The organism is Uliginosibacterium flavum, assembly GCF_040566545.1.
GTDB classification, from domain to species: domain Bacteria; phylum Pseudomonadota; class Gammaproteobacteria; order Burkholderiales; family Rhodocyclaceae; genus Uliginosibacterium; species Uliginosibacterium flavum.
The window spans coordinates 1-23,253 of the sequence record NZ_JBEWZI010000036.1 but is presented as its reverse complement, the minus strand read 5'-3'; the positions used below and the strand labels follow the sequence as shown (position 1 = coordinate 23,253).

Sequence of the window (23,253 nt, the reverse complement as noted above, 5' to 3'; positions counted from 1 at the left end):
GCGGGAGTAGCTCAGTTGGTAGAGCGCAACCTTGCCAAGGTTGAGGTCGAGAGTTCGAGACTCTTCTCCCGCTCCAGTCTCGAAGGGGAAAGGCTTTTGCCTTTCCCCTTTTGTTTTTTGGTGGCTTCAATGTATCTGAATGAAAACCAGGCGCTGCTGCTGACGCCTTCGCCACTGCCTCAATTGTGCGAGGCCAGCCTGCCGGATTATTCAGGTCACGGATTGTTCAATCTGGCCGTCTCGCTGGCGCGTGTGTGTGGCTCTCCTGCCCGCACCCATTACCCCGAATTGCATTTGCCCGATGGACGTCACGCCAGTGAGGTATGGGCGCAGTACGAGACCGTCGTCTTTCTGCTCGTCGATGGTCTGGGCGATCATTTCCTGACAGCCAATCGCCAGCTGGCGCCGAATCTGTGGCGTGACCGCGTCGGTCAGCTGTCTTCGGTATTCCCTTCGACCACAGCCACTGCCATCACCACCGTAATGACAGGCGAATCAGCGACCGTGCACGGCATGCTCGGCTGGTTTGTGCGTGATGAGCTTAGCGAGACCACCGTAGCGCCCTTGCCAATGCGTGAGCGTGGCAACCGCGCCTTGCTTGGACAGCCTGTTATTGACCGGCTGTTGCGCACGCTGCCGATGATGCAGGCGGCGCAGCGTCAGACTCATCTGGTTACCCATCCTGAGCTGGCGCAGGGGCCATTCAGCAGCTTTCACGCGAATGGCGCCAAGGTGCACGGTTATCGAGAGCTTGATGAGCTGCCCGGCTGCATCGCCCAGGCTGCGAGTACCGGTAGCGGCCCACGCTACGTCTATGCCTACACGCCTTTGCTGGACCGTACCGCGCATGATTTCGGGATTGATTCCGATGAATCGCGCAGCGTGCTGGCGCGTATCGATGCGGCCTACGCGCAGATTCGCGCGCAGCTGCCGCAGGCTTTGATCGTGGTCGCGGCCGATCATGGTTTTATCGACAATCCGTCCGCGCATCAGATCGATCTGATGCAGCACCCGGATATTCACGCCATGCTGCGCGGTCCTTTGAGTGGTGAGCGCCGTGCGGCTTATTGTCACGTTTATCCGCAATTCGCCGATACCTTCGGTGCGGTGATCGAGGCGCGGTTTGGTCATGCCCTGATCGCCTTGAAGGCGGCCGATGCGCTGGGCAGCGGCTTGTTTGGGCCCGGTTCAGTGGATATCGAAACGCTCGCGCGCTGCGGTGACTGGATCCTGATTGCGCGCGGCGACTGGACGGTGCGGGACAGTGTAGCGGGTGAGGATGCTCCGCCCATGATCGGCGTACATGGTGGTTTGAGTGCCGATGAGATGCGCGTCCCGCTGATTATTGGTGGCGTAAACTGAACGTCACGCCGCTGTCGCGATAATGTCATTTTGGCGCCTTACTCTTGCAGCACAAGGAGGACGCCAAAAATGCAAACATCTAACCCGTTCCGGGCCATGTGGGAAAAAATGCGGCAGAGTGCTTCGCCGCTGGATGGTCTCAGTGCCTTCTATCTGGGTCTGGAATCTGATCTGAGCGGCGCCCAGGAGGCTGCGTTCAGTGCAGATCCTCTTTCGTCGGCGGCAGCGTCAACACACTGATCCCTTCTTCCAGGAGGCCACGCGTTTCGTCCAGTGAAGCCTGGCCGCGGATGGTGCGCGCTTCGGCGTCGCCATAGTGGATCTTGCGAGCCTCTTCGGCAAAGCGTTTGCCGACATCTTCGGATGAAATGGCCTGATCGCGCAGTACATTGATCAGTTTGGCGAGAATACGTGCCGGGTCGGCCTGCTCGATTTCGGGGGCGCTTGCCGCTGCGCTGTTGTGTCCGATATGTGGCGCTGATGGCAGGCGCTGTACAACATGCGTGCCGCACATTGGGCAGCTCACCATTTTCTGCGCATATTGCGCCTCGAAGGCTTCGGAGGAGGCGAACCAGCCTTCGAAGCGATGTGTTTCCGTGCACACCAGATCTACTACGATCACGCTGCAATACCCGCTGAGTCAAAGAAACAAAAGATATCACGTCATCTCCTCGTGATTGCTGTCGGGGCAGGGCCAAGCGCGTAAAATCCGCGCTCTTTCACTGTTGTTTGCTTTTTGATGCCCTGTTTGCTGCTTGCCCCGATGGAAGGCTTGGTCGATGCCGTGATGCGCGACGTGCTCACGCGCGCCTCAAGCTATGACTGGTGCGTGACAGAATTCGTGCGCATCTCCAATTCGGTGTTGCCCGCGAAGGTCTACACCCGCGTGGCGCCGGAGTTGCTGAGCGCCTCGCGTACCGCTGTGGGCACGTCGGTGCGCGTTCAGCTCCTGGGTTCTGATCCCGAGCTTATGGGAATTTGTGCGGCGGATCTGGCCGCTTTACAGCCTGCCGGGATCGATCTGAATTTTGGTTGTCCGGCGCCGACGGTGAACCGTCATCGGGGCGGCGCGGTGCTGCTGGAAGAGCCTGAGTTATTGCATCGCATCGCACAGGCAGTGCGTACGAGCATCTCCGGGCGGATGCCGCTGAGCGCCAAGATGCGCCTGGGTGTCAGCGATACCCATCGCGCGATCGAGGCTGCGCAAGCCTTGGCGGACGGTGGTGCCGAACTGCTGGTGGTGCATGCGCGCACCAAGGATGATGGTTATCGGCCACCGGCGCATTGGCCATGGATTGCGCGCATCGCCGAGGCGGTGAAGATCCCTGTCGTGGCCAATGGCGAAATCTGGACGGTGGCCGACTACCAGCGCTGCGTCAGCGAAAGCGGCTGCAATCAATTGATGCTCGGGCGCGGTGCGGTGGCAGATCCCTTTCTGGCTGAGCGCATTCGTACATTTGACGCCGGTGGCGAGCCGACGACAGCAGAAGGCGACTGGGCGCGCCTCCTGCCCCTGCTGGGCGATTTCTGGCAAGGTGTGCTGCACAAGGTTGAGCCGCACCATGCGCCGGGGCGGATCAAGCAATGGCTGAATCTGCTGCGCCGCACTTTTCCGCAAGCCGAGCTGCTGTATCAGCGCGTGCGCCCGCTGCGCAGCGTCAGCGAAGTCAGCGCCGAACTGCTGGCCGCCGGAGCACTCTGATGTACGCCAATTCCAAAGACATACACACGGCACAGGCCGGCCCGCACGACAAGCTCGCCGAGATCGTGCTGCGCCATCGCGATGCAGCCTTCCGCAAGCCCTACGCGCCGTGGAATGTGGCGGCTTTCGAGGCGGCGATGCAGCGCTGGGATGGCGTCGCACCGATCCTGCTGGACGCGGGCTGTGGTGTGGGCTGGAGCAGCCTGCAGCTGGCGCGGGCTTATCCCGATCATTTCGTGTTGGGCGTGGATCAGAGCGAGGATCGGCTGGTGCGTGGCAAGCCCTTGGATGTGTCCGAAAATCTGTGTTTCGTGCGTGCTGATCTGGTGGATTTCTGGCGTCTGCTGGCCGAGCGTGGCATCAAACTGTCGCGCCATTACATCCTGTACCCGAACCCTTGGCCCAAGATCGGCCAGCTGGCGCGGCGCTGGCATGGGCATGCGGTGTTTCCGACCCTGCTGGAGCTGGGCGGCGTGCTGGAGAGCCGCAGCAACTGGCGCATCTATCTCGAAGAGCTTGCCCTCGCGCTGGAGCTGTTAAGCGGTCGGACTGCCTTGCTGGAGGACTTGCCGGCCGGCGAGCCGATGACACCTTTTGAACGCAAGTATCGCGACTCGGGGCAGCCTCTGTATCGCCTCCGTATGGATTTGAACCGACCGTGAGCGCACTCGATCCCTGCCAGCAATGCGGTGCCTGCTGCGCGAGTTTGCGCGTCAGCTTTCATCGCAGCCAGCTCGTCTCCGAAGGCGGTTGCGTTCCCGATGGGCTGGCCGATGAAGAGACCGACAACACCTGCCGGATGCGTGGAACGGACCGGGTGCCACCGCGCTGCGTGGCGCTGGTCGGCAAGCTTGGTGAGATGGTGCGTTGCGGCATCTACGAATTCCGTCCCGAGCCGTGTCGCGAGTTCGCACCGCATGGTGTGCATGGCATCAGCAATGTCGAATGTTCGCGCGTGCGCCAGCGCCACGGGCTCGCGCCGCTGCCCACGCCTGAGGGTTTGGTGTAGGGTCTGTTGACCTGCATTCAGCGGATCGCGTTGAAGCGTATGGCTTGTGGAACAAGGCGTGCGACACAGTGTGGCGTGGGTCTCCACACAAGGAGCGCAACGCAGTGCCACGAGCCATACGCTTCAACCCGCAGGGCTCGGGCGCTTTGGACGCGGCGCGGTGTTGCAGCTTCTCGACAGGGGGCCACCCTGCCTTCGTCGCCGCGCCTTGCTCCGCGCCCAAAGCACCGCGAGCGCGACCGCCGAATGCAGGTCAACAGACCCTGCCTTCCGGGCGGCTGCCACAAAGCTTTACGCATTCCCCTTGTTGTTCGCTGCACACACGTCTATCCAGAGAGTATTGGCATCGCAGCAGGGAGACAAAAATGGGGCAACTTGGAACATGGTCGGGTGATCTTGCCAGCGGCGGTAGTGGCCGCCCCGAATCACTCCTGGCGTCGGGCAATACGGCGCCAATTTTTTGCCTGCCGGATGCCGAGATGGAGTACTTCGATCTGGCCGAGGCGCTCAGTCGCAAGATCGTGGTGCTGCATTTCTATCCGCGCGATGTGATGCCCTCCAGCCTCAAGCAGGCCATTGCCTTTTCTGAGCATGATCAGGATTTTGCCAAATTTGGCGCAATGGTCGTCGGCATCAGCCTCGATGAGTGCCTGACCCATGCGGATTTTCGCGACGAAAACGGTATTGCGATGGAGCTCTTGTCCGATCCGGAGGGTGAAGTGTGCCGGCTGTACGGTGTCTGGCAAGACCGGATGGCCGATGGTTTTGTGCGCCCGGCGGTGCATCGCAGCACTTTCGTGATCGGAAGTGATGGCGTGCTCCTGCTGGCAGATTACAATGTCGACTTGCGGGATCACACCGAGAAACTGCTCGAATTGCTCAAAACACTCCCAGGGAGAAAGAATGGAAATCATCAAGAACACCGTCGTCACGCTTGACTACACCGTACGCAATCCCGAAGGCGAAGTTGTGGATAACGGCGAAAACCCGCTGGTCTATCTTCACGGCGGATACGACGCCATATTCCCCTTGCTGGAAGAAAAACTGCATGGCATGAACGAAGGCGAAAAGCTTACGATCAAGTTGCAACCGGAAGATGCTTTCGGCGATTTCGACGAAAGCCTGGTGCTGGTTGAAGACCGCGAACTCTTCCCGGCCGACATCGAAGTTGGTATGTCCTTTGAGCGTGTCGGCGACGACGGCGAAGACGACATGCTCTTTCGCATCACGGACATTGCCGACAAGAAGGTTGTCGTTGATGGCAATCATCCGCTGTCCGGCATGGCCCTGATTTTTGATGTGACGGTGCGTGAAGTCCGTATGGCTACGAGCGAAGAGTTGGAGCACGGTCACGTGCACGGCGAGCACGGCCACCATCACTAAGCTTTTGCTGGAGTTTTAAAACGAACAGGCCGCTTTTGCGGCCTGTTCGTTTTGGTGCGCCCGTTCAACCGGGGCTTGATGTCAGAAGTGCGTGAACCACCTCTTCACACAGATTGAGCACCTGTTCGAAACCCTCTTCGCCACCATAGTAAGGATCGGGCAGGTCGCCATCCGGGAGACTTTTCGACCACGTCAGAAACATTGCCAGACGATTCTGCAGATGCGGCGGGCATTGGCGTTTGAGCGAGGCGTAATGCCCGCGATCCATCGCCAGAATCAGATCGAAGCGTTCAAAATCCTCAGCCTCTACCGCGCGGGCGCGCAGCCCGGACAAGTCATAGCCGCGCTTGCGCGCGGCCGCCTGAGCGCGCCGATCCGGCGCCTCGCCGGCATGATAGGCCTGCGTGCCCGCCGAATCGAATTCAAAGCGATCCGCCACGCCCAGTTGCGCCGCAAGATGACGAGCAATGCCATCCGCCGTTGGCGAACGACAGATATTTCCGGTGCAGACGAAGAGGATGCGTTTCATGGTTTCCTTGAGTCCGGATTGGGCTGGCGCATGGTGGTTTGCGCGGCAAAACCACCGCCAACCCATCCTACAAGACAGGGGGAAAGGATAGCTCGAGAGCCGCGCTGGTAGAGCCTCTTCAAGCCCCCTATCTGTTCAGGCTTGCTGGGCGCGGCTCTACAAGCATGCCCACCACACAGTCCTCAGCACTCATTGCTCAGCGCTGCCGCTGCAAGCGGCCTCGCTCAATGATGATCCGCGCCAAACGCCCGCTGGCGCAACTTGAACAGTTCGTCGCGCGCTGCGGCGGCCTTTTCGAACTCCAGATTGCGGGCGTGTTCCTGCATGTCTTTTTCAAGCTGCTTGATCGCGCGCGCCAGCCCTTTTTCATCCATCAGGGCGTAGTCCGCCTTGGGCTCGGCGACCATCCGTCCCGTGCGTGGATTGACCTCGTCGTCCTGATACACGCCGTCGATGATGTCCTTGATACGCTTGTTCACCGATTTCGGCACGATGCCGTTGGCTTCGTTGAAGGCGATCTGCTTGTTGCGACGCCGATCGGTCTCGTCGATGGCCAGACGCATCGAGTTGGTAATCCGATCGGCATACAGGATGGCGGTGCCATTCAGATGCCGGGCCGCGCGGCCAATGGTCTGGATCAGTGAGCGCACCGAACGCAGAAAACCTTCCTTGTCGGCATCGAGAATCGCTACCAGCGAAACTTCGGGAATATCGATGCCCTCGCGCAGCAGGTTGATGCCGATCAGCACATCGAACTCACCCAGACGCAAATCGCGAATGATTTCCACGCGCTCCACGGTATCGATATCGCTGTGCAGATAGCGTGCGCGCACGCCGTTTTCGATGAGGTAGTCGGTCAGATCCTCGGCCATACGCTTGGTCAGCACGGTCACCAGCACCCGCTCGTTCGCACCGACGCGCCTGCGGATCTCCATCAGCAGATCGTCGACCTGGGTCAGCGCCGGGCGGATTTCTATGACCGGATCGACCAAGCCCGTCGGGCGCACCACCTGTTCGACGACCTGACCCTGATGCAGCTCTTCATAGGCTGCCGGCGTGGCGGAAACGAATACCGTCTGCGGCATCAGGCGCTCGAACTCATCGAATTTCAAAGGCCGGTTATCCGCTGCCGAGGGCAGGCGGAAGCCGTACTCGACAAGATTGAGCTTGCGCGCCTGATCGCCCTTGAACATGGCGCCCACCTGCGGAATCGCAACGTGCGACTCGTCGATGAAGAATAGGCCATCTGGCGGCAGGTAGTCGATCAAGGTCGGCGGCGGATCGCCGGGCAGACGCCCGGACATGTGGCGCGAGTAGTTCTCGATGCCCTTGCAAAAGCCCAATTCCGAGAGCATTTCAAGATCGAAGCGGGTGCGCTGCTCGATGCGCTGTGCCTCGACCAGTTTGCCGCCGCGCTGATAGACCTCGATACGCTCGCGTAACTCTTCCTTGATCTTGTCGATCGCCTTCACCACGGTCGAACGCGGCGTCACGTAGTGGCTGGCCGGGAAGACCGTGAAACGCCCCAGCTTCTGTTTCATGTGGCCGGTCAGCGGATCGAACAAGGTCAGATGCTCTACCTCGTCATCAAACAGCTCGATACGTACGGCCAGCTCCGCGCTCTCGGCCGGAAACACATCGATCACATCACCACGCACACGAAAACAGCCACGCTGGAAATCCACGTCGTTGCGGTCGTACTGCATGGTCACAAGGCGCTGCAGGATGTCACGTTGCTGCATCTTCTCGCCCTCACGCAGATGCATGATCATGCTGTGGTAATCGACCGGATCGCCAATCCCGTAGATGCACGACACGGTCGCCACGATCACCACGTCACGCCGCTCCAGCAGGCTCTTGGTCGCAGACAGGCGCATCTGCTCGATGTGCTCGTTGATCGAGGAATCCTTCTCGATGAACAGGTCACGCGAGGGCACGTAGGCCTCAGGCTGGTAGTAGTCGTAATAGGAAACGAAATACTCCACCGCGTTCTCGGGAAAGAACTCGCGAAACTCGGCATACAGCTGCGCTGCCAAGGTCTTGTTCGGCGCCAGCACCAGAGCGGGCCGCCCCATGCGGGCAATCACGTTGGCCATGGTGTAGGTCTTGCCCGAACCGGTCACGCCCAGCAAGGTCTGATACATCAGGCCGTCTTCGATGCCCTCACACAGCTGGGCAATTGCCGTCGGCTGATCGCCCGCCGGCTGAAAAGGCTGGTGCAGGCGAAAGGGGCTGCCGGGGAAAGTGGCGACTGTTGGCGAGGTTGGGGTATCAGGCATGGTGTAAAATATTGTTTTTTCAGGGGCTGAGCCGTCAACTTGACTGCCAAACCAGCCGTTGATTATTACGGATTTCCCGCCCCGAAGCGATCTACTTTCGGGGTCTCTCACTGACCACTGGAGTACTCATGAGTTCGTCGATTTTTGCCGCTGTCGAAATGGCCCCGCGTGACCCGATTCTGGGCCTGAATGAAGCGTTCAACGCAGACACCCGCAGCACCAAGGTCAACCTTGGTGTAGGCGTCTACTTCACCGACGAAGGCAAAATTCCGCTGCTCGCCGCCGTAAAAGCTGCTGAAAAAACCCGCCTTGAGGCCGCTCCGGCGCGTGGTTACCAGCCCATCGAAGGTCTTGCCGCCTACAATACGGCCGTCGCCGCACTGCTTTTCGGCAAGGAATCGCCGCTGATCACCGAAGGTAAGACCATCACTGTCGAAGCCCTCGGCGGCACCGGCGCCCTCAAGGTCGGCGCCGATTACCTCAAGCGTCTGCTACCCGAAGCCAAGATCTACATCTCCGATCCGAGCTGGGAAAACCACCGCGCCCTGTTCGAGTCAGCTGGCTTCACGGTCGAGAACTATCCCTACTACGACGCAGCCACACGCGGCGTGAATTTCGCCGGCATGAAAGCCTGCCTGGCCAGCCTGCCGGCTGGCGCCATCATCGTGCTGCATGCTTGCTGCCACAACCCGACCGGCGCTGACCTGAGCGACGCACAGTGGGCCGAAGTAGTCGCCGTCTGCCAGGAACGCGGCCTTGTGCCCTTCCTCGACATGGCCTATCAGGGCTTTGCCGACGGCATCGATGCCGACGCAGTCGCCGTGCGCGCGTTCGCTGCATCGGGCCTGCAATTCTTCATCTCCAGCTCTTTCTCGAAGTCTTTCTCGCTGTACGGCGAACGCGTCGGTGCTTTGACCGTTGTCTGCTCCAGCAAGGAAGAGGCCGGCCGTGTGATGTCGCAGGTCAAGCGCGTCGTGCGCACCAACTACTCCAACCCGCCAACCCACGGCGGTGCCATCGTCGCGGCCGTACTGGCCTCACCGGAGCTGCGTCAGCAATGGGAAGACGAACTGGCCGGCATGCGTGTGCGCATTCGCGCCATGCGCACCAGCTTGGTCGAGAAACTGGCGGCGCGCAATGTGCCGCAGGACTTCAGCTTCGTCATCAAGCAGCGCGGTATGTTCAGCTACACCGGTTTGAGCGCCGATCAGGTCGAGCGCCTGAAAAGCGAATTTGGCATCTATGCCGTGTCGACGGGGCGTATCTGCCTGGCTGCGCTGAACACCAAGAACATCGACTATGTGGCCGATGCGATTGCGGCCGTACTGAAATAAGCCTGCTTCAACTGGAATGACAAAGGGCCCTCGCGAGGGCCCTTTGTTTTGCCTGCTACTGCGGTAAGCGTGAGCGAATATCCGCCACGTCCTGCCAGCTACGTCGCTCCGCCGTCCCGACAGCATAGGCCGCAGACGTTTCCTCGCTCTGCGCCAAAAAAGTCTCGATCAAACGCTCCAGCAAAAAATGCTGAGGCAACATGGGACCACAGAATAAGACCCGCTTGCCACGCTGAATGACAAGTGTCGGGAAATTTTCAACATCCAGTTCGTCCGCTACCTCTGCCTGCTCCTCAACATCAATCCATGCGAAGCCAACTTCCGGAAAGCGGATTTGTAAGGCATCAAAGCCATCGCGGTATTCACGGCAGGTGCCGCACCAGGCCGCACATAAACAAGCAACCAGAAACTCGGCTTCACAAACTTGGGTTGACACGTTCAACAGACCTCTGAATTGATCCGGGCAAGGCCCGGATCAGAGCAAACAACAAAAGTTAACGCGTCGACAAACTGGGGGCGTCCACCTTGCCAGACAAATCAAAGCGTCGTGAAACAAGCTCGCCACCGGGTAAAGCCATCGAACCATTCACGAAGCCACGTAAAGTTCCGTCTGGCAGTACCGTGAAGGCGCTTGATCCACGCAAAGCGCCTGAAGACAGACCCTGAAAATCAGCCTGTGCCGGCTCGCCCGTACGTCCGCTGAACTTGCCGCCCAGACTCTCAAAACGCACCATGCCACCGCCGACAACCCCAGAACCACTGCGGCGCATACCTTCGAGAATACCGAAGCGATCAATCGAGCCGTTCTTGAGCACATACGTACCTCCGCTGATGGTTACCGCTGAGGCCAAGCCGTCAAAGCTATCTGCCGAGGCGTTCAGCTTGAAACTCCCGCTTAGAAAGCCCTCAACCGTGCTGCGCGGGTACAGGCGGCTGATCACATCACGAGCACGCAAGCTCTGCATGTTCAGTTCGCCTTCCAGCAAAAACTTCCCGGCAGACACTACATGTAGTACCCCGTTGATGGAGCCGCCGTCACCGCTGGTGCCAATCTTGTCAATCAACAGATTGTCGTCGGAAATTTCCCCTTGTGCGACGACGCTGTCAAAGACGAAAGCCGGCAATACCGGCCACTTGAAGGTTCCTGTCTGCAACAGCACAGCCAGCTTGCCGCCTTCGCGTGGAGAAAGCTCCAGATTGATCCCCCCTTCTTGTTTGATGCGGATAACGCTGAGCGCACCATCTGCACCAAAGCGCATTTCCCCCGCCGGCAACACCAGAGGCGTTGTACCGAACAAAAGCTTGAGACTGGTGAACTCAAGCCGGGTAACCTTGTGAGTCGAGGGGCCGTCGATCACACCAAGGCGTGACAAAGAGCTCGGACGAGCAATCACCTCTCCGGTCTGCACACGAACGCGTGAAGTGCGGAACTGGGTGATCCAGTCGGCCCAGTCCGGCGTCACCCATGCGCGCTCCATTTCAATCGGCGTCGTGGTCTGTACCTTCACCTTGGTCAATTCGATGGCTACGCCGCCTTTGAAAGCGTAATCCTGGCTGGCGAACTCGACAGGCAAACCAAGCCAGGTCTCCTTCTCGGCCGCGGCACTGGCCGCTTGCGGCAGGATAGCCAGAACACTCAAGGCAGAAGCCAGATACAAAGAATGCAGAGTTTTGGATTTCACGGTTTTCTCCCGAAACGTGTTCTTATCGTAGGCGGCAATTTTGTCAGGGCGCCACACAAAAAGACAGCAAAAATTTAAGCAAAATTCTTGACACGATCAACGTCTATGTCTATCATTTGGCCTCTCAATTCCTCGATAGCTCAGTTGGTAGAGCGCCGGACTGTTAATCCGTAGGTCCCTGGTTCGAGCCCAGGTCGAGGAGCCAGAATTTGCGAGGCCCGCAGCGATGCGGGCCTTTTGCATTTCAGGCCCGGATAACTTGGCCGCAACCCCACGCATCTCGCCAAACAGGCTGCATTTTACCTGTAGGCAGCTGTGGCACCGCTCCCGCTCGGCACGCAGTAGCTGCCGTCAGCATGTGCAAACAATCACTCCGCGCAAAACACACGCTCGCCCAATATGTGGGTGGCCGCTACGCAGCGCTCGTCTCCCAGCAACATCAGGGCAAACAACTCCTCGGCGAGGCTTTCTGCGCAATCCAGACGAAAACGCAGTTCAGGAATCCGTCGTCCGTCCAGCACCACAAAATCGGCCTCTTTGCCGGCCGTAAAATTGCCCACAAATTGATCCAGCGCCAAAGCCTGGGCACCGCCCAGTGTGGCCAGATACCAAGCGCGCCAGGGTGATAAAGGCTGATGCTGCGCCTGGCTCACAGTATGCGCTGCTGCCATCGTGCGCAGCATGGACAGGCTGGTGCCAGCCCCAACGTCACTGGCCAAGCCCACCTGCACGCTGGCTTCGGCGGTCGCTGCGTAATGAAAGAAGCCGCTCCCCAGAAACAGGTTTGAGCTCGGGCAAAAAGCAATTGCTGCCGCACTCTGTGCCAGTCGCTGTTTTTCGTCCGGACTCAGATGAATGCCGTGCCCGTAAATCGCACCGCGTCCAAGCAAGCCATAGTGCTCGTACACATCAAGATAATCGCGCCGGCCGGGAAACAGCTCCCCTACCCATTCAAGTTCGCGCCAGTTTTCCGAGAGGTGTGACTGCAGATGCATGTCCGGCCGGGAGCGGAATAAATCGCCTGCCACCGCCAATTGCTCGGGCGAGGAGGTCGGGGCGAAGCGTGGACTCACGCTGTAAGCCAGGCGTCCCTTGCCGTGCCAGCGATTAATCAGGGCGCTGCTTTCACGCCAGGCGCTTTCGGGGGAGTCCCGCAAGGCCTGCGGGCAATGCCGATCCATAAGAACCTTGCCGCACAGCATGCGCAACTTGCGCCGCTCAGCTTCGAAAAAGAACGCATCCACCGAATGTGCATGTACCGTCGCAAACACTGACGCTGTCGTCGTGCCATGGGCCAGCAGCCGGTCAAGAAAGAAGCTTGCGGTGCTGGACGCCAGTGTCTCGTCTTCAAAGGCTATTTCGGCCGGGTAGGTATAGTTTTCCAGCCAGTCGAGCAGCTCTCTGCCGAAAGAGCCCATCACCTTCATCTGCGCATAATGGGTGTGCGTATCAACGAAGCCGGGCACGATCAGCTTGCCGGTGTAGTCACGGTAGCGAGCCGCGTCCCGGATCACTTCGGGCAAATTCTCCAGCACCTCCGCCCATGGCCCGCAGCGGCGCACCAGCCCGTCCTCGATCAGCAGCGCACCATCGGCAAAGTATTCCCAGGCAGCCGTATTGCACGCCTCGCCCGGATCGGCCAGAAAATGCAGGATACTTCCGCGCACCAGCATGGCAGTCGGCAACGGGTTCATTCCATTTCCTTCGGTTCATGCCTTCAGGGTCTGTGACATGTATTCAAAGCGTCGCGAGCGCGATCTGTTGAATATATGTCTCAGACCCTAACCCTAAGGCCCACGCCAATCATTCTGCCGGAAAGTGCGGGGAAGGCCTAGGCTGTTTCCATACAACACTATGAGCATGGCTGGCTTTGTGTGAAGCGCGAAAGCGGTGGGGCTCAGTCGATGACGTGCGAAGCCATACCATCGGCGAGTTTCGGCTCGAACCAGGTCGACTTTGGCGGCATTACCTGACCTGCGTCGGCGACTGACATCAGATCATTCATGGTGGTGGCACACATGGCGAAGGCGACGGCCATTTCGCCGGAATTCACGCGTTTTTCCAATTCTGGCAAACCACGAATGCCGCCGACGAAATCGATACGTTTGTCACGACGCAGATCGGCAATACCCAACACGGGTGTGAGGATGTGGGCGGTGAGCAGGCTTACGTCCAGGCGCTCCACCGGGTCCGCCGGAATCAGTTCGGGCTTTACATTCAACTTGTACCAGGCGCCTGCCAGATACATGCCAACTTCGCCGTGAGAGGCCGGTTTCACCGGGCTGGCTGAGGGCGTGACGGTGTAGTTGGCACTGATCTTTGCGATCAGTTCGTCTTTCGACAGACCATTCAGATCACACACAACGCGGTTGTAATCCATGATTTTCAGCGCGTGCGCGGGGAAGATCACCGACAGGAAGTAGTTGTAGCTCTCGTCGCCGGTGTGGTGCGGGTTGACGCCCCGCCGTGAGGCCGCCACGCGCGAGGCCGCTGCGCTGCGGTGATGGCCGTCGGCGATGTAGAGCGCGGGCAGGGCGTCGAAGCCGCTGGTAATTTGGGCGATGGTGGCCTCGTCGCGGATCACCCACAGGGTGTGGCGAATGCCATCGTCAGCGGTGGCGTCTGCATCGGGGATGCCCGTGATGGTGGTTGCGAGGACGGCATCAATCGAGGGGGCGTCCGGATAGGCGAGGAAGACCGGGCCGGTCTGGGCGCTCAGCGCCTCAATCTGGCGTACGCGGTCGTCTTCCTTGTCCGGACGCGTGAACTCGTGACGCTTGATGCGGTTCGTGTCGTAATCAGCGACTGAGGCGGCGGCGACGATGCCGGTCTGCACATGGTTGCCCATGATGATGCGATAGACGTAGTAGCAGGCGGTTTCATCCTGAACGATGACGCCGGCTTCAAGCATCTTGTGCAGATTTTCGGCGGCCTTGGCGTACACCGCCGGCGAGTAGGCGTCGGTGCCGGCCGGCAGGTCGATTTCGGGCTTGGAGATGTGCAGAAAGCTCCAGGGTTTGCCGGTAGCGCGCTCAATGGCTTCGCTTGAGGACAGCACGTCGTAGGGCGGGGCGATGATTTCAGCGGCGCGGCCAGCGGCCGGGCGCAGGGCTTTGAAGGGGGTGGTCAGATGCATGTCGGGAGCTTTCTCTGAAGGGAAGTGAAGGGTTCAGGCTTTGCGCTTGGCGATGATCTCGCGCAGTGAGGTGCGTGCATCGCGCAGCATCTGCGCGCTGGTATCCCAGCTGACGCAGGCGTCGGTGACCGAGCAGCCGTAGCGTAGTTCGGCGAGATTGGCCGGGATGGGCTGGCTGCCGGCTTCGATGAAGCTTTCGACCATCATGCCGACAATCGAACGGTTGCCGTCGCGGATCTGGCCGACGACATCTTTCATGACCAGCGGCTGCAATTCCGGTTTCTTCCAGGAATTGGCGTGCGAGCAATCGATGACGATATTGACCGGCAGTTTGGCCTTGTTCATCGCCTGTTCGGCCAGCGACACGGAAACTGTGTCGTAATTCGGGCGACCGCCACCACCACGCAGCACGACGTGGCTGTAGCGATTGCCGCGCGTGCGAACGATACAAGTCTCGCCCTGGTCATTGGTGCCCAGAAAGCTGTGCGGGTTCGACGCCGACAGGCAGCCGTTGACCGCAGCATCCAGCGAACCATCGGTGCCGTTCTTGAAGCCAACCGGGGTCGACAGGCCTGAGGCGATTTCGCGGTGAGTTTGCGATTCGGCCGTGCGCGCGCCAATCGCCGCCCAGCTCAGCAGGTCGCCGTAGTATTGCGGGGCAATCGGGTCGAGCGTTTCGGTGGCGGCAGGCAGGCCCAGTTCGGTCACGTCGAGCAGGAACTGGCGGCCGCGCAGCATGCCTTCCTCGATATGGAAGGAGTCATCCATGTGCGGATCATTGATGAAGCCCTTCCATCCGACGGTGGTGCGCGGTTTTTCGAAATACACGCGCATCACGACATACAGCGTATCGGCGACTTCATCGGCCAGTGTCTTCAGGCGGCGGGCGTAATCGAGGCCGGCGACCGGATCGTGAATCGAGCACGGACCGATGATGACCATCGGGCGTGGATCTTTGCGGTCAAGAATCGCCTTGATGGCGTTGCGACCGGCTTCGACCGTGGCGGCAGCTGCGTCAGAAAGCGGTACGCTGGCCTTGATGCTGGCGGGTGAGGGCATCGCATCGAAAGAGGCGACATTGAGATTTTCGGTAGACGCGTGAGTCATGGCGGTGGGCGTGCTTCAGAGCGAGAGGGGCTACAAACAACAAAGCCCGCATGCGCGGGCTAGGTTGATACAAACAACAGGTACAGCAGGTCGGAACCAGCCTTGGGGATCAGGTGCGGGCCGCGCCGCGCACAAAATCCTTACTTGAGCTTGGTTTCCTTATAAGCGACATGCTTGCGCACCACGGGGTCGTACTTGAGGAACTCAAGCTTGCCCGGGGTCGTGCGCTTGTTCTTGTTGGTGGTGTAGAAGTGACCGGTACCCGCTGAGGATTCCAGTTTGATTTTCTCGCGACCGCCTTTAGCCATTTTTAATCTCCGCTATTCTGTAGTGAGTCGTTGGCGCTTAGATCTTCTCGCCGCGAGCACGCAGCTCGGCCAGAACGACTTCAATGCCCTTCTTGTCGATGGTGCGCAGACCGGCGTTGGAAACGCGCAGGCTGACCCAACGATTTTGAGCTTCAATCCAGAAACGACGGTTCTGCAGATTCGGCAGGAAACGGCGTTTCGTACGGTTGTTGGCGTGGGAAACATTGTTCCCGACCATCGGGCCCTTGCCCGTTACTTGACAAACTCGAGACATGTCTGGCTCCGCTAGGTAGTTCTGTAAAGCCCGCGATTATAGCTGAAAACCTAGGGAGGACTCAAGCTGTGCTGGCAATCTGAGGGCGAGACTATAGCAGGCCTTTCTCCGCAAAGGAAATCGGCATTTGATTGCCAGCCACGATAAAGTGGTCCAGCACCTGTACATCCACCAGTGCCAGCGCCAGTTTCAGCGATTTTGTCAGGGCTTCATCGGCCCGGCTGGGTTCGCTGGTGCCCGATGGGTGGTTATGCGCCAGGATCACGGCCGCAGCGTTGTGGGCCAGGGCCAGCTTGACCACTTCGCGTGGGTAGACGCTCGTTTGGGTGAGGGTGCCGCGGAATAATTCCTTGGCTTCGATGAGGCGATTCTGTGCATCCAGCAGCAGAATCATGAAGACTTCGTGCGGCAGTCGGGCCATGTGCAGGCGCAGCCAGTCGCGTACCGCGCCGGGCGCGCTGAGCATGTCGCTCTCTTTCATGGTTTCGCTCAAGGCGCGTTTGGAGAGTTCCAGAATGGCTTGCAGCTGGGTGTATTTGGCTTCGCCCATGCCGTGCACGGCGCGAAACTCTGCCAGCGGTGCCGAGCACAGCCGGCCCAAGCTGCCAAACTGGGTGATCAGATCGCGCGCCAGATCTACGGCGCTTTTGCCGCGTACGCCCACGCGCAGGAAGATCGCCAGCAGTTCCGAGTCCGATAGCGCAGCAGCGCCTTTTGCCAGCAGACGCTCGCGCGGTCGTTCGTCTTCGGGCCAGTCAGTGATTGCCATGTCGCTTACGGATAGAATTGCGGAATTGATGGATTCTCACCTCTTAAGGCGCAGGAATGACTGAACTCTCGGGCAAGACCATCGTACTGGGCGTTTCCGGCGGCATCGCGGCCTATAAGGCGGCCGAGCTCACGCGTCTGCTGATCAAGGCCGGTGCGCGCGTGCATGTGGTGATGACGGAAAACGGCGCGCGTTTCGTGACGCCGACGACTTTTCAGGCGCTCTCGGGCAATCCGGTGTGGACCGATGCCTGGGATGATCGACGCCCCAATAACATGAGCCACATCGATCTGACGCGCGCGGCCGATGCCTTGCTGATCGCGCCGGCGACGGCCAATACCCTGGCTAAGATCGCGCATGGAATTGCCGATGACCTGCTGTCCACTTTGACCTTGGCGCGGGACTGTCCCTTGCTCGTGGCGCCAGCGATGAACAAGCAGATGTGGAGCAATCCGGCTACGCAGCGCAATGTCGCGCAGCTGCGCGCTGATGGCGTGAGCATCATCGGCCCGGATGCGGGCGAGCAGGCCTGCGGTGAAGTGGGTGAGGGGCGCATGAGCGAGCCAGAGGCGATTCGCGAGGCCTTGATCGCCTTCTTTCAGCCCAAGCCGCTGAGCGGCAAAACAGTGCTGATGACGGCCGGGCCGACTTACGAGCCGATTGATCCGGTGCGCGGCATCACCAATATTTCCTCCGGCAAGATGGGCTACGCTCTGGCGCGGGCCTTGGTGATGGCCGGCGCGAAGGTGCAGCTGGTCAGCGGCCCGGTGGCTTTGCCGACCCCGCAAGGGGTTGAACGGATTGATGTGCACACGGCGCGCGAGATGCATCGGGCGGTGATGCTGCGCGCAGCCAAGGCCGATGTGTTCGTCGGGGTGGCGGCGGTGGCGGATTATCGTTCCGTCGAAGTTGCTATCGACAAGATCAAGAAGGCTGGCGAAGGGCTGACCATTGAACTGACGCGCAACCCGGACATCCTCGCCGAGGTCGCCTCGCTGCCCGCTGCGCCTTTCTGCGTGGGTTTTGCGGCCGAGAGCCAGAATCTCGATGTCTATGCCAGCGGCAAACTTGCCGCCAAACGCCTCAAGCTGGTGGTTGGTAATCTGGTGCAGGATGGCATGGGCGGCGATACCAATCAGGTCGTGCTGTTCGATGCGGATGGCTCGCATCCCTTGCCACGCGCCAGCAAGACCGAAGTGGCCGCCGGCATCGTCGCGCATCTGGCGCGGATGCTGGATGCTGCGGCGAATGCCTGATCCTCATTTTTACTTCTCACTCATTAACCAGAAAACATGCACCAACTCGACATCAAGATTCTCGACGCCCGTCTCAAAGACAACCTGCCGCAATACGGTACCGCCGGTGCTGCCGGACTGGATCTGCGCGCCTGCATCAACGAGGCACTGACCATCCATCCGGGTGAGACTCACCTGATCCCGACGGGCATGGCCATGCATCTGGATGACCCGCGTCTGGCCGCGATGATCCTGCCGCGCTCCGGTCTGGGCCACAAACACGGCATCGTGATGGGTAATCTGGTCGGCCTGATCGATTCGGATTATCAGGGTCAGGTATTCGTGTCGACCTGGAATCGCAGCAAGGAAGCCTTCACCATCCAGCCCATGGATCGCATCGCGCAACTGGTGGTGGTGCCGGTGGTGCAGGTGGCGCTGAATGTGGTGGAAGACTTCGCCGCCAGCGAACGCGGTGCGGGCGGCTTTGGCAGTACCGGCCGGCAATAGGCTGAAGAGCCGCTCGCAGCCTTGATCTACAGGTGGCCTGCCTGAAGAAATCCGCTGGATGAGGGTCTGCAGGCAGGCGTGCTGAAGACCCTTGCTGCATGCGGCTGTAGCGCATGCCGGAATTGGCGCCACAAAAAAGCCCCGGGGAAACCGGGGCTTGGATCTGACAGGGCGCGGTGCCGACCGCGCCCTTTTCTTTGCTTACTGGATGCTGGCCAAGATTGCGTTCAGCGTGGCACTCGGGCGCATCGCGGCTGAGCACTTTTCGGGCGAGGGGTGGTAGTAGCCGCCAATGTCGACCGGCTTGCCCTGGGCGGCGATCAGTTCGCCTGCGATCTTCGCTTCGTCAGCACTCAGCTTCTCTGCGATGGGCTTGAACTTGGCCTGCAGTCCCGCGTCCGTGCTTTGGGCTGCCAGCGCCTGCGCCCAGTACAGCGCGAGGTAGAAGTGGCTGCCCCGGTTATCGGTCTGGCCGACCTTGCGTGCGGGTGATTTGTCGTTTTCCAGGAACATGGCGTTGGCAGCATCCAGCGCCTCAGCCAGCACGGCTGCATGCGTATTGCTGGTTTTGGCAGCAATATCCTCGATGGAAACCTGCAGGGCGAGGAATTCGCCGAGCGAGTCCCAGCGCAGGTAGCCCTCTTCCAGGAACTGTTGCACATGCTTCGGTGCCGAGCCACCCGCGCCCGTTTCGTACATGCCGCCGCCAGCCAGCAAGGGCACGATGGAGAGCATCTTGGCGCTGGTGCCAAGCTCAAGAATCGGGAACAGATCGGTGTTGTAGTCGCGCAGCACATTGCCGGTGACCGAAATCGTGTCCAGTCCCTGACGGATGCGCAGCAGCGAATACTTGCAGGCTTCGACGGGCGAGAGCACGCTGATTTCGAGACCGGCCGTGTCGTGATCCTTGAGGTAGCTGTTGACCTTGGCGGTGAGGGTGCGGTCGTAGGCGCGTGCTTCGTCCAGCCAGAAGATGGCCGGGGTGTGGGTGGCACGGGCGCGGGCGACAGCGAGCTTGACCCAGTCGCGCACGGCGATGTCCTTGGTCTGGCACATGCGCCAGATGTCACCGGCTTCGACCTTGTGCTCGGTGAGCACATTGCCATCCGCATCAATGACTTTCACCGCGCCGTCGGCGGGGATTTCGAAAGTCTTGTCGTGTGAGCCATACTCTTCAGCGGCTTGAGCCATCAGGCCGACGTTGGCAACGCTGCCCATGGTAGTGACGTTGTAGGCGCCAAATTGCTTGCAGTCGTTGATGACGGCCTGATACACGCCGGCGTAGCAGCGATCGGGAATCGTGAATTTGGTGTCCTGCAGTTTGCCGGCGGCATTCCACATGCAGCCTGATGTGCGGATGGACGCGGGCATCGAGGCGTCGACGATCACGTCGCTCGGCACATGCAGGTTAGTGATGCCCTTGTCGGAATCAACCATGGCAACCGGCACGGCCGCCTCGGCCGCGCGCAGATCCGCCTCGATGGCGGCCTTTTCAGTAGCGGGCAAGGACTGGATCTTGGCGTAAGCGTCGCCGATGCCGTTGCGGGTGTTGACGCCCAGCTTGGCGAAAGTGCTGGCGTACTTGGCGAACACGTCCTTGTAGAAGGCCGACACCGCGTAGCCGAACATGATTGGGTCGGAGACCTTCATCATCGTGGCCTTCAGGTGCAGCGAGAACAGCACGCCCTTGGCCTTGGCGTCGGCAATCTGCACTTCGTAGAAGGAGCGCAGGGCCCGGCTGCTCATGTAAGTGGTGGCGAGTAGCTCGTCCTGCTGCACCTTCACTTCCTTCAGGACGCGGGTATTGCCGGCGTGGTCGGTGAATTCGATCTTCACGCTGCCGGCTTTGCTGATCACGGCGGATTGCTCGTTGCCGAAGAAATCACCGTTGTGCATGTGCGCGACGTGGGACTTGGAGTCCGCACTCCAGGCACCCATCGAGTGCGGGTGCTTGCGGGCGTATTGTTTGACGGCCTTGGCGACACGGCGATCCGAGTTGCCTTCGCGCAGCACGGGATTTACTGCGCTGCCCAGCACTTTGGCATAGCGCGTCTTGATCTTCTGTTCCGCTTCGTTGCCGGGTGCGTCGACAAAATTCGGTACGGCGTAGCCCTGAGACTGCAATTCCTTGATGGCCGCCTTGAGCTGGGGGACCGAGGCGCTGACGTTAGGCAGCTTGATGATGTTGGCTTCCGGCGTCTTGGCGAGTTCGCCCAGTTCGGCCAGCGTGTCGGGGCATTGTTGTTCTGGCTTCAATGCTTCGGGGAAGTTCGACAGGATGCGTGCGGCAACTGAAATATCGCGGGTCTCGACGGCAATGCCTGCGGTCTGGGTGAAAGCCTGAACGATGGGCAGGAATGAATAGGTGGCCAGGGCCGGGGCTTCGTCAGTCAGGGTGTAGATGATCTTCGTGTTATCCATGATTTTCTTTTCGGGCTCTCTCGGGGGGCGGTTGATGCAGCACTAAAAGCACAAGTATATCAATCTGCACGAGGTTTCAGCGCATTGGCCCCGCCTCGCTGGAGCGCCTTGTATCAGACGCCGCGAGGCAGAAAGGGCTGTGGCTCGTCAATATTCAAGCGAGTTTTTGCCTGACTGGATAGTTTTCAGGTTTTTTTGGCAGCTTGTGCCTTGTCTGGCTGGATCGGCTTTCCCCTGGCGCGTAAAGCTTGGATAATCGAGTCATAAAATAAAATCAGCCCCCAGAACGGAGAGAAGCATGCAGAACTACGACGTCATCATTATTGGTTCCGGCCCCGGCGGCGAGGGCGCCGCCATGAAATGCGCCAAGGCCGGCAAGACGGTTGCCGTGATCGAATCCTATGCGCAGGTCGGCGGCGGCTGCACCCACTGGGGCACGATTCCGTCCAAGGCGCTGCGGCAGGTGATCTCGGGCCTGCGCGAAATGCGCGATAGCCCGCAGTTCCACGACTCCGTCGATCTGCAGGTCAGCTTCCCGTCCCTGCTGCGCACCGCTGAAAGCGTGATCCGCAAGCAGGTCAGCATGCGTCAGAATTTCTATGACCGGAACAACGTCCAGCTGATCCACGGCCGTGCCCGCTTTATCGACGCGAACACGCTGGAAGTAGCGCTCAACAACGGCGGTCAGGAAATCTGCAAGGCGGCCCAGATCATTCTGGCGACCGGTTCGCGCCCTTACCATCCGGCCGATGTCGATTTCACACACCGCCGCGTGCATGACAGCGACAGCATCCTGCGCCTGACCGAAACGCCCGAATCCATCACCATTTACGGTGCCGGCGTGATCGGCTGCGAATACGCCTCGATCTTTCGCAACCTCGGCTGCAAGGTCAATCTGATCAACACGCGGGATCGTTTGCTGTCCTTTCTCGACGACGAAATCGTCGATGCGCTGGCCTATCACCTGCGCGAACAGGGCGTGCTGATCCGCCATAACGAGGAAGCCGAACGCGTCGTCGTCGAGGAGGACGGCGTCGTGCTGCATCTCAAATCCAACAAGCGCATCAAGACCGATTACCTGCTGTGGGCCAATGGCCGTCAGGGCAATACCGACAACATGGGCCTGGAAGCGCTGGGCATCGTGCCGGACAAGCGTGGCGTGATCGCCATCAACGAAAATTACCAGACCGTCGTGCCGAACATCTACGCCGTGGGCGACGTCATCGGCTGGCCCAGTCTGGCCTCTGCCGCTTACGACCAAGGCCGCCATGCCGCCGCGCATCTGGTCGATGGCAAGAGTGGCGCCGAGCTGGCCCGCGACATTCCAACCGGCATCTACACCTTGCCGGAAATCAGTTCGCTCGGCCGCACCGAGCGCGAGTTGACTGAAGCGCGCGTGCCCTACGAAGTCGGCCACAGCCTGTTCCGCAGCCTGGCCCGCGCCCAGATCACCGGCCAGACCACCGGCATGCTCAAGATCCTGTTCCACCGCGAAACCCTTGAAGTGCTGGGCATCCACTGCTTCGGCGCGCAGGCCTCCGAGATCATCCACATTGGTCAGGCCATCATGCTGCAGCCCGCGCCGCACAACACCATCACGTATTTCGTGAACACCACCTTCAATTACCCGACCATGGCGGAGGCCTATCGCGTTGCGGCGCTGAATGGTTTGAACCGGATTTACTGATCCGGCGGTACTGAAAAGCCAAAGGGGAAGCGCATTGCGCTTCCCCTTTGGTTTTTCAGATGGTTCAGGATTCTAAAATATACCTGCCTGAAGAGCTGCTCGCAGCTTGCCTCTCAGGCATGCCTGCCTGCGCAGGCCCGGCTGGTAAGGGTCTTCAGGCGGGGATGTTTTGGATGCTCGCAGGGTGTGAAACGCGCAGCGTTGCGCACGATTTGGCTATCTGCGTGCGCAAAGAAAAGAATTTGCGCACCCTGCCAGTCTAAATACATCACATAGCTTTTAGGCGTTTTGTTCTGCCGAGTTGATAAGATCGAGAATTACCCTTGAACTGACAAAGTGTACAAGCGAGCTTTTGACTGTTCCGCGCAGAAGCATGCCTACAAACATAGGGAATAGAACTTCGTCTCGATCGATGAACTGTGATTGCATGATGAATACAGGGCTGCCACTAAGCATACCATTCCACACAACTCATAACGCATAAATCGCCTTCAGCTTCTCAGCCCCTCTGGCGAAGCTGCTGACTCGG

The 23,253-nt window shown here is 59.8% G+C and carries 22 protein-coding genes and 2 tRNA genes; 12 read left to right on the top strand and 12 right to left on the bottom strand.

The features are described 5' to 3' along the window. A tRNA-Gly gene (locus tag ABXR19_RS19320) sits at window positions 1-76 on the top strand. Window positions 77-129: 53 nt separating this feature from the next. Beyond that, a complete protein-coding gene (locus ABXR19_RS19315) occupies window positions 130-1,362 on the top strand; it encodes an alkaline phosphatase family protein (protein WP_354602798.1) in 1,233 nt (410 codons plus the stop codon). 196 nt (window positions 1,363-1,558) lie between these two features. On the opposite strand, the gene ABXR19_RS19310 is transcribed toward ABXR19_RS19315, so the two are convergent. Beyond that, entirely contained in the window at window positions 1,559-1,984 is a 426-nt protein-coding gene (locus ABXR19_RS19310) for a DUF1178 family protein (protein ID WP_354602795.1), read from the bottom strand. Between the two features lie 117 nt (window positions 1,985-2,101). On the opposite strand from ABXR19_RS19310, the gene ABXR19_RS19305 reads away from it, so the two are divergent. From ABXR19_RS19305 to ABXR19_RS19285, 5 genes are all read left to right on the top strand, one after another. Next, complete coding sequence (locus ABXR19_RS19305; protein ID WP_354602794.1) at window positions 2,102-3,064, top strand: tRNA dihydrouridine synthase; 963 nt, start codon at window positions 2,102-2,104, stop codon at window positions 3,062-3,064. Further along, window positions 3,061-3,726, top strand: a complete 666-nt coding sequence (gene trmB / locus ABXR19_RS19300; RefSeq protein ID WP_354602797.1) for a tRNA (guanine(46)-N(7))-methyltransferase TrmB — start codon at window positions 3,061-3,063, stop codon at window positions 3,724-3,726. Before ABXR19_RS19305 ends, trmB begins: the two co-directional genes overlap by 4 nt. After that, window positions 3,723-4,073, top strand: a complete 351-nt coding sequence (locus ABXR19_RS19295) for a YkgJ family cysteine cluster protein (protein ID WP_354602793.1) — start codon at window positions 3,723-3,725, stop codon at window positions 4,071-4,073. The genes trmB and ABXR19_RS19295 overlap by 4 nt, the downstream gene beginning before the upstream one ends. 365 nt (window positions 4,074-4,438) lie before the next feature. Further along, the gene (locus tag ABXR19_RS19290; protein ID WP_354602792.1) at window positions 4,439-5,011 is read left to right on the top strand and encodes a peroxiredoxin; all 573 of its coding nucleotides are present in this window, start codon (window positions 4,439-4,441) and stop codon (window positions 5,009-5,011) included. Continuing rightward, entirely contained in the window at window positions 4,977-5,456 is a 480-nt protein-coding gene (locus ABXR19_RS19285; protein ID WP_354602791.1) for an FKBP-type peptidyl-prolyl cis-trans isomerase, read from the top strand. The genes ABXR19_RS19290 and ABXR19_RS19285 overlap by 35 nt, the downstream gene beginning before the upstream one ends. Before the next feature lie 64 nt (window positions 5,457-5,520). Here ABXR19_RS19285 and ABXR19_RS19280 read toward each other — a convergent pair whose 3' ends face one another. Together ABXR19_RS19280 and uvrB are read right to left on the bottom strand one after the other, a co-directional pair. Further along, window positions 5,521-5,985, bottom strand: coding sequence for a low molecular weight protein-tyrosine-phosphatase (locus ABXR19_RS19280; protein WP_354602790.1), 465 nt, complete (start codon window positions 5,983-5,985; stop codon window positions 5,521-5,523). A 224-nt stretch (window positions 5,986-6,209) separates the two neighbouring features. Beyond that, window positions 6,210-8,264, bottom strand: coding sequence for an excinuclease ABC subunit UvrB (gene uvrB, locus ABXR19_RS19275; protein WP_354602789.1), 2,055 nt, complete (start codon window positions 8,262-8,264; stop codon window positions 6,210-6,212). Window positions 8,265-8,392: 128 nt separating this feature from the next. On the opposite strand from uvrB, the gene ABXR19_RS19270 reads away from it, so the two are divergent. Continuing rightward, window positions 8,393-9,598, top strand: a complete 1,206-nt coding sequence (locus ABXR19_RS19270) for an amino acid aminotransferase (RefSeq protein WP_354602788.1) — start codon at window positions 8,393-8,395, stop codon at window positions 9,596-9,598. A 55-nt stretch (window positions 9,599-9,653) separates the two neighbouring features. Here the strand turns inward: ABXR19_RS19270 and ABXR19_RS19265 are convergent, their stop codons facing one another. Both ABXR19_RS19265 and ABXR19_RS19260 read right to left on the bottom strand, forming a co-directional pair. Then, complete coding sequence (locus ABXR19_RS19265; protein ID WP_354602787.1) at window positions 9,654-10,034, bottom strand: thioredoxin family protein; 381 nt, start codon at window positions 10,032-10,034, stop codon at window positions 9,654-9,656. Window positions 10,035-10,092: 58 nt separating this feature from the next. Then, a complete protein-coding gene (locus ABXR19_RS19260) occupies window positions 10,093-11,280 on the bottom strand; it encodes a hypothetical protein (protein WP_354602786.1) in 1,188 nt (395 codons plus the stop codon). A gap of 129 nt (window positions 11,281-11,409) precedes the next feature. Here ABXR19_RS19260 and ABXR19_RS19255 point away from each other — a divergent pair. Continuing rightward, a tRNA-Asn gene (locus tag ABXR19_RS19255) sits at window positions 11,410-11,485 on the top strand. Between the two features lie 163 nt (window positions 11,486-11,648). On the opposite strand, the gene guaD is transcribed toward ABXR19_RS19255, so the two are convergent. The 6 genes from guaD to radC all read right to left on the bottom strand — a co-directional run bounded on the left by guaD (window position 11,649) and on the right by radC (window position 16,874). Then, window positions 11,649-12,974, bottom strand: a complete 1,326-nt coding sequence (gene guaD / locus ABXR19_RS19250) for a guanine deaminase (RefSeq protein ID WP_354602785.1) — start codon at window positions 12,972-12,974, stop codon at window positions 11,649-11,651. 203 nt (window positions 12,975-13,177) lie between these two features. Further along, window positions 13,178-14,416 (bottom strand): DUF1015 domain-containing protein, encoded by a 1,239-nt coding sequence (locus ABXR19_RS19245; RefSeq protein WP_354602784.1) that lies wholly within the window; start codon window positions 14,414-14,416, stop codon window positions 13,178-13,180. Between the two features lie 33 nt (window positions 14,417-14,449). Further along, the gene (locus tag ABXR19_RS19240; protein WP_354602783.1) at window positions 14,450-15,523 is read right to left on the bottom strand and encodes a 3-deoxy-7-phosphoheptulonate synthase; all 1,074 of its coding nucleotides are present in this window, start codon (window positions 15,521-15,523) and stop codon (window positions 14,450-14,452) included. 140 nt (window positions 15,524-15,663) lie between these two features. Beyond that, entirely contained in the window at window positions 15,664-15,831 is a 168-nt protein-coding gene (rpmG, locus tag ABXR19_RS19235; protein WP_354602782.1) for a 50S ribosomal protein L33, read from the bottom strand. A 37-nt stretch (window positions 15,832-15,868) separates the two neighbouring features. Continuing rightward, complete coding sequence (rpmB, locus tag ABXR19_RS19230) at window positions 15,869-16,105, bottom strand: 50S ribosomal protein L28 (protein WP_354602781.1); 237 nt, start codon at window positions 16,103-16,105, stop codon at window positions 15,869-15,871. Between the two features lie 91 nt (window positions 16,106-16,196). Next, window positions 16,197-16,874: a RadC family protein gene (gene radC / locus ABXR19_RS19225; protein ID WP_354602780.1), complete on the bottom strand. Its 678-nt coding sequence runs from the start codon at window positions 16,872-16,874 to the stop codon at window positions 16,197-16,199. 56 nt (window positions 16,875-16,930) lie between these two features. Between radC and coaBC the strand changes: the two genes are divergently transcribed. Together coaBC and dut are read left to right on the top strand one after the other, a co-directional pair. Continuing rightward, window positions 16,931-18,130, top strand: coding sequence for a bifunctional phosphopantothenoylcysteine decarboxylase/phosphopantothenate--cysteine ligase CoaBC (gene coaBC, locus ABXR19_RS19220; RefSeq protein WP_354602779.1), 1,200 nt, complete (start codon window positions 16,931-16,933; stop codon window positions 18,128-18,130). A gap of 36 nt (window positions 18,131-18,166) precedes the next feature. Further along, entirely contained in the window at window positions 18,167-18,616 is a 450-nt protein-coding gene (gene dut, locus ABXR19_RS19215; RefSeq protein ID WP_354602778.1) for a dUTP diphosphatase, read from the top strand. 201 nt (window positions 18,617-18,817) lie between these two features. On the opposite strand, the gene ABXR19_RS19210 is transcribed toward dut, so the two are convergent. Continuing rightward, a complete protein-coding gene (locus ABXR19_RS19210) occupies window positions 18,818-21,037 on the bottom strand; it encodes an NADP-dependent isocitrate dehydrogenase (protein WP_435594343.1) in 2,220 nt (739 codons plus the stop codon). Between the two features lie 298 nt (window positions 21,038-21,335). On the opposite strand from ABXR19_RS19210, the gene sthA reads away from it, so the two are divergent. Further along, the gene (sthA, locus tag ABXR19_RS19205) at window positions 21,336-22,724 is read left to right on the top strand and encodes a Si-specific NAD(P)(+) transhydrogenase (RefSeq protein WP_354602777.1); all 1,389 of its coding nucleotides are present in this window, start codon (window positions 21,336-21,338) and stop codon (window positions 22,722-22,724) included. The last annotated feature ends 529 nt before the right edge of the window (window positions 22,725-23,253 follow it).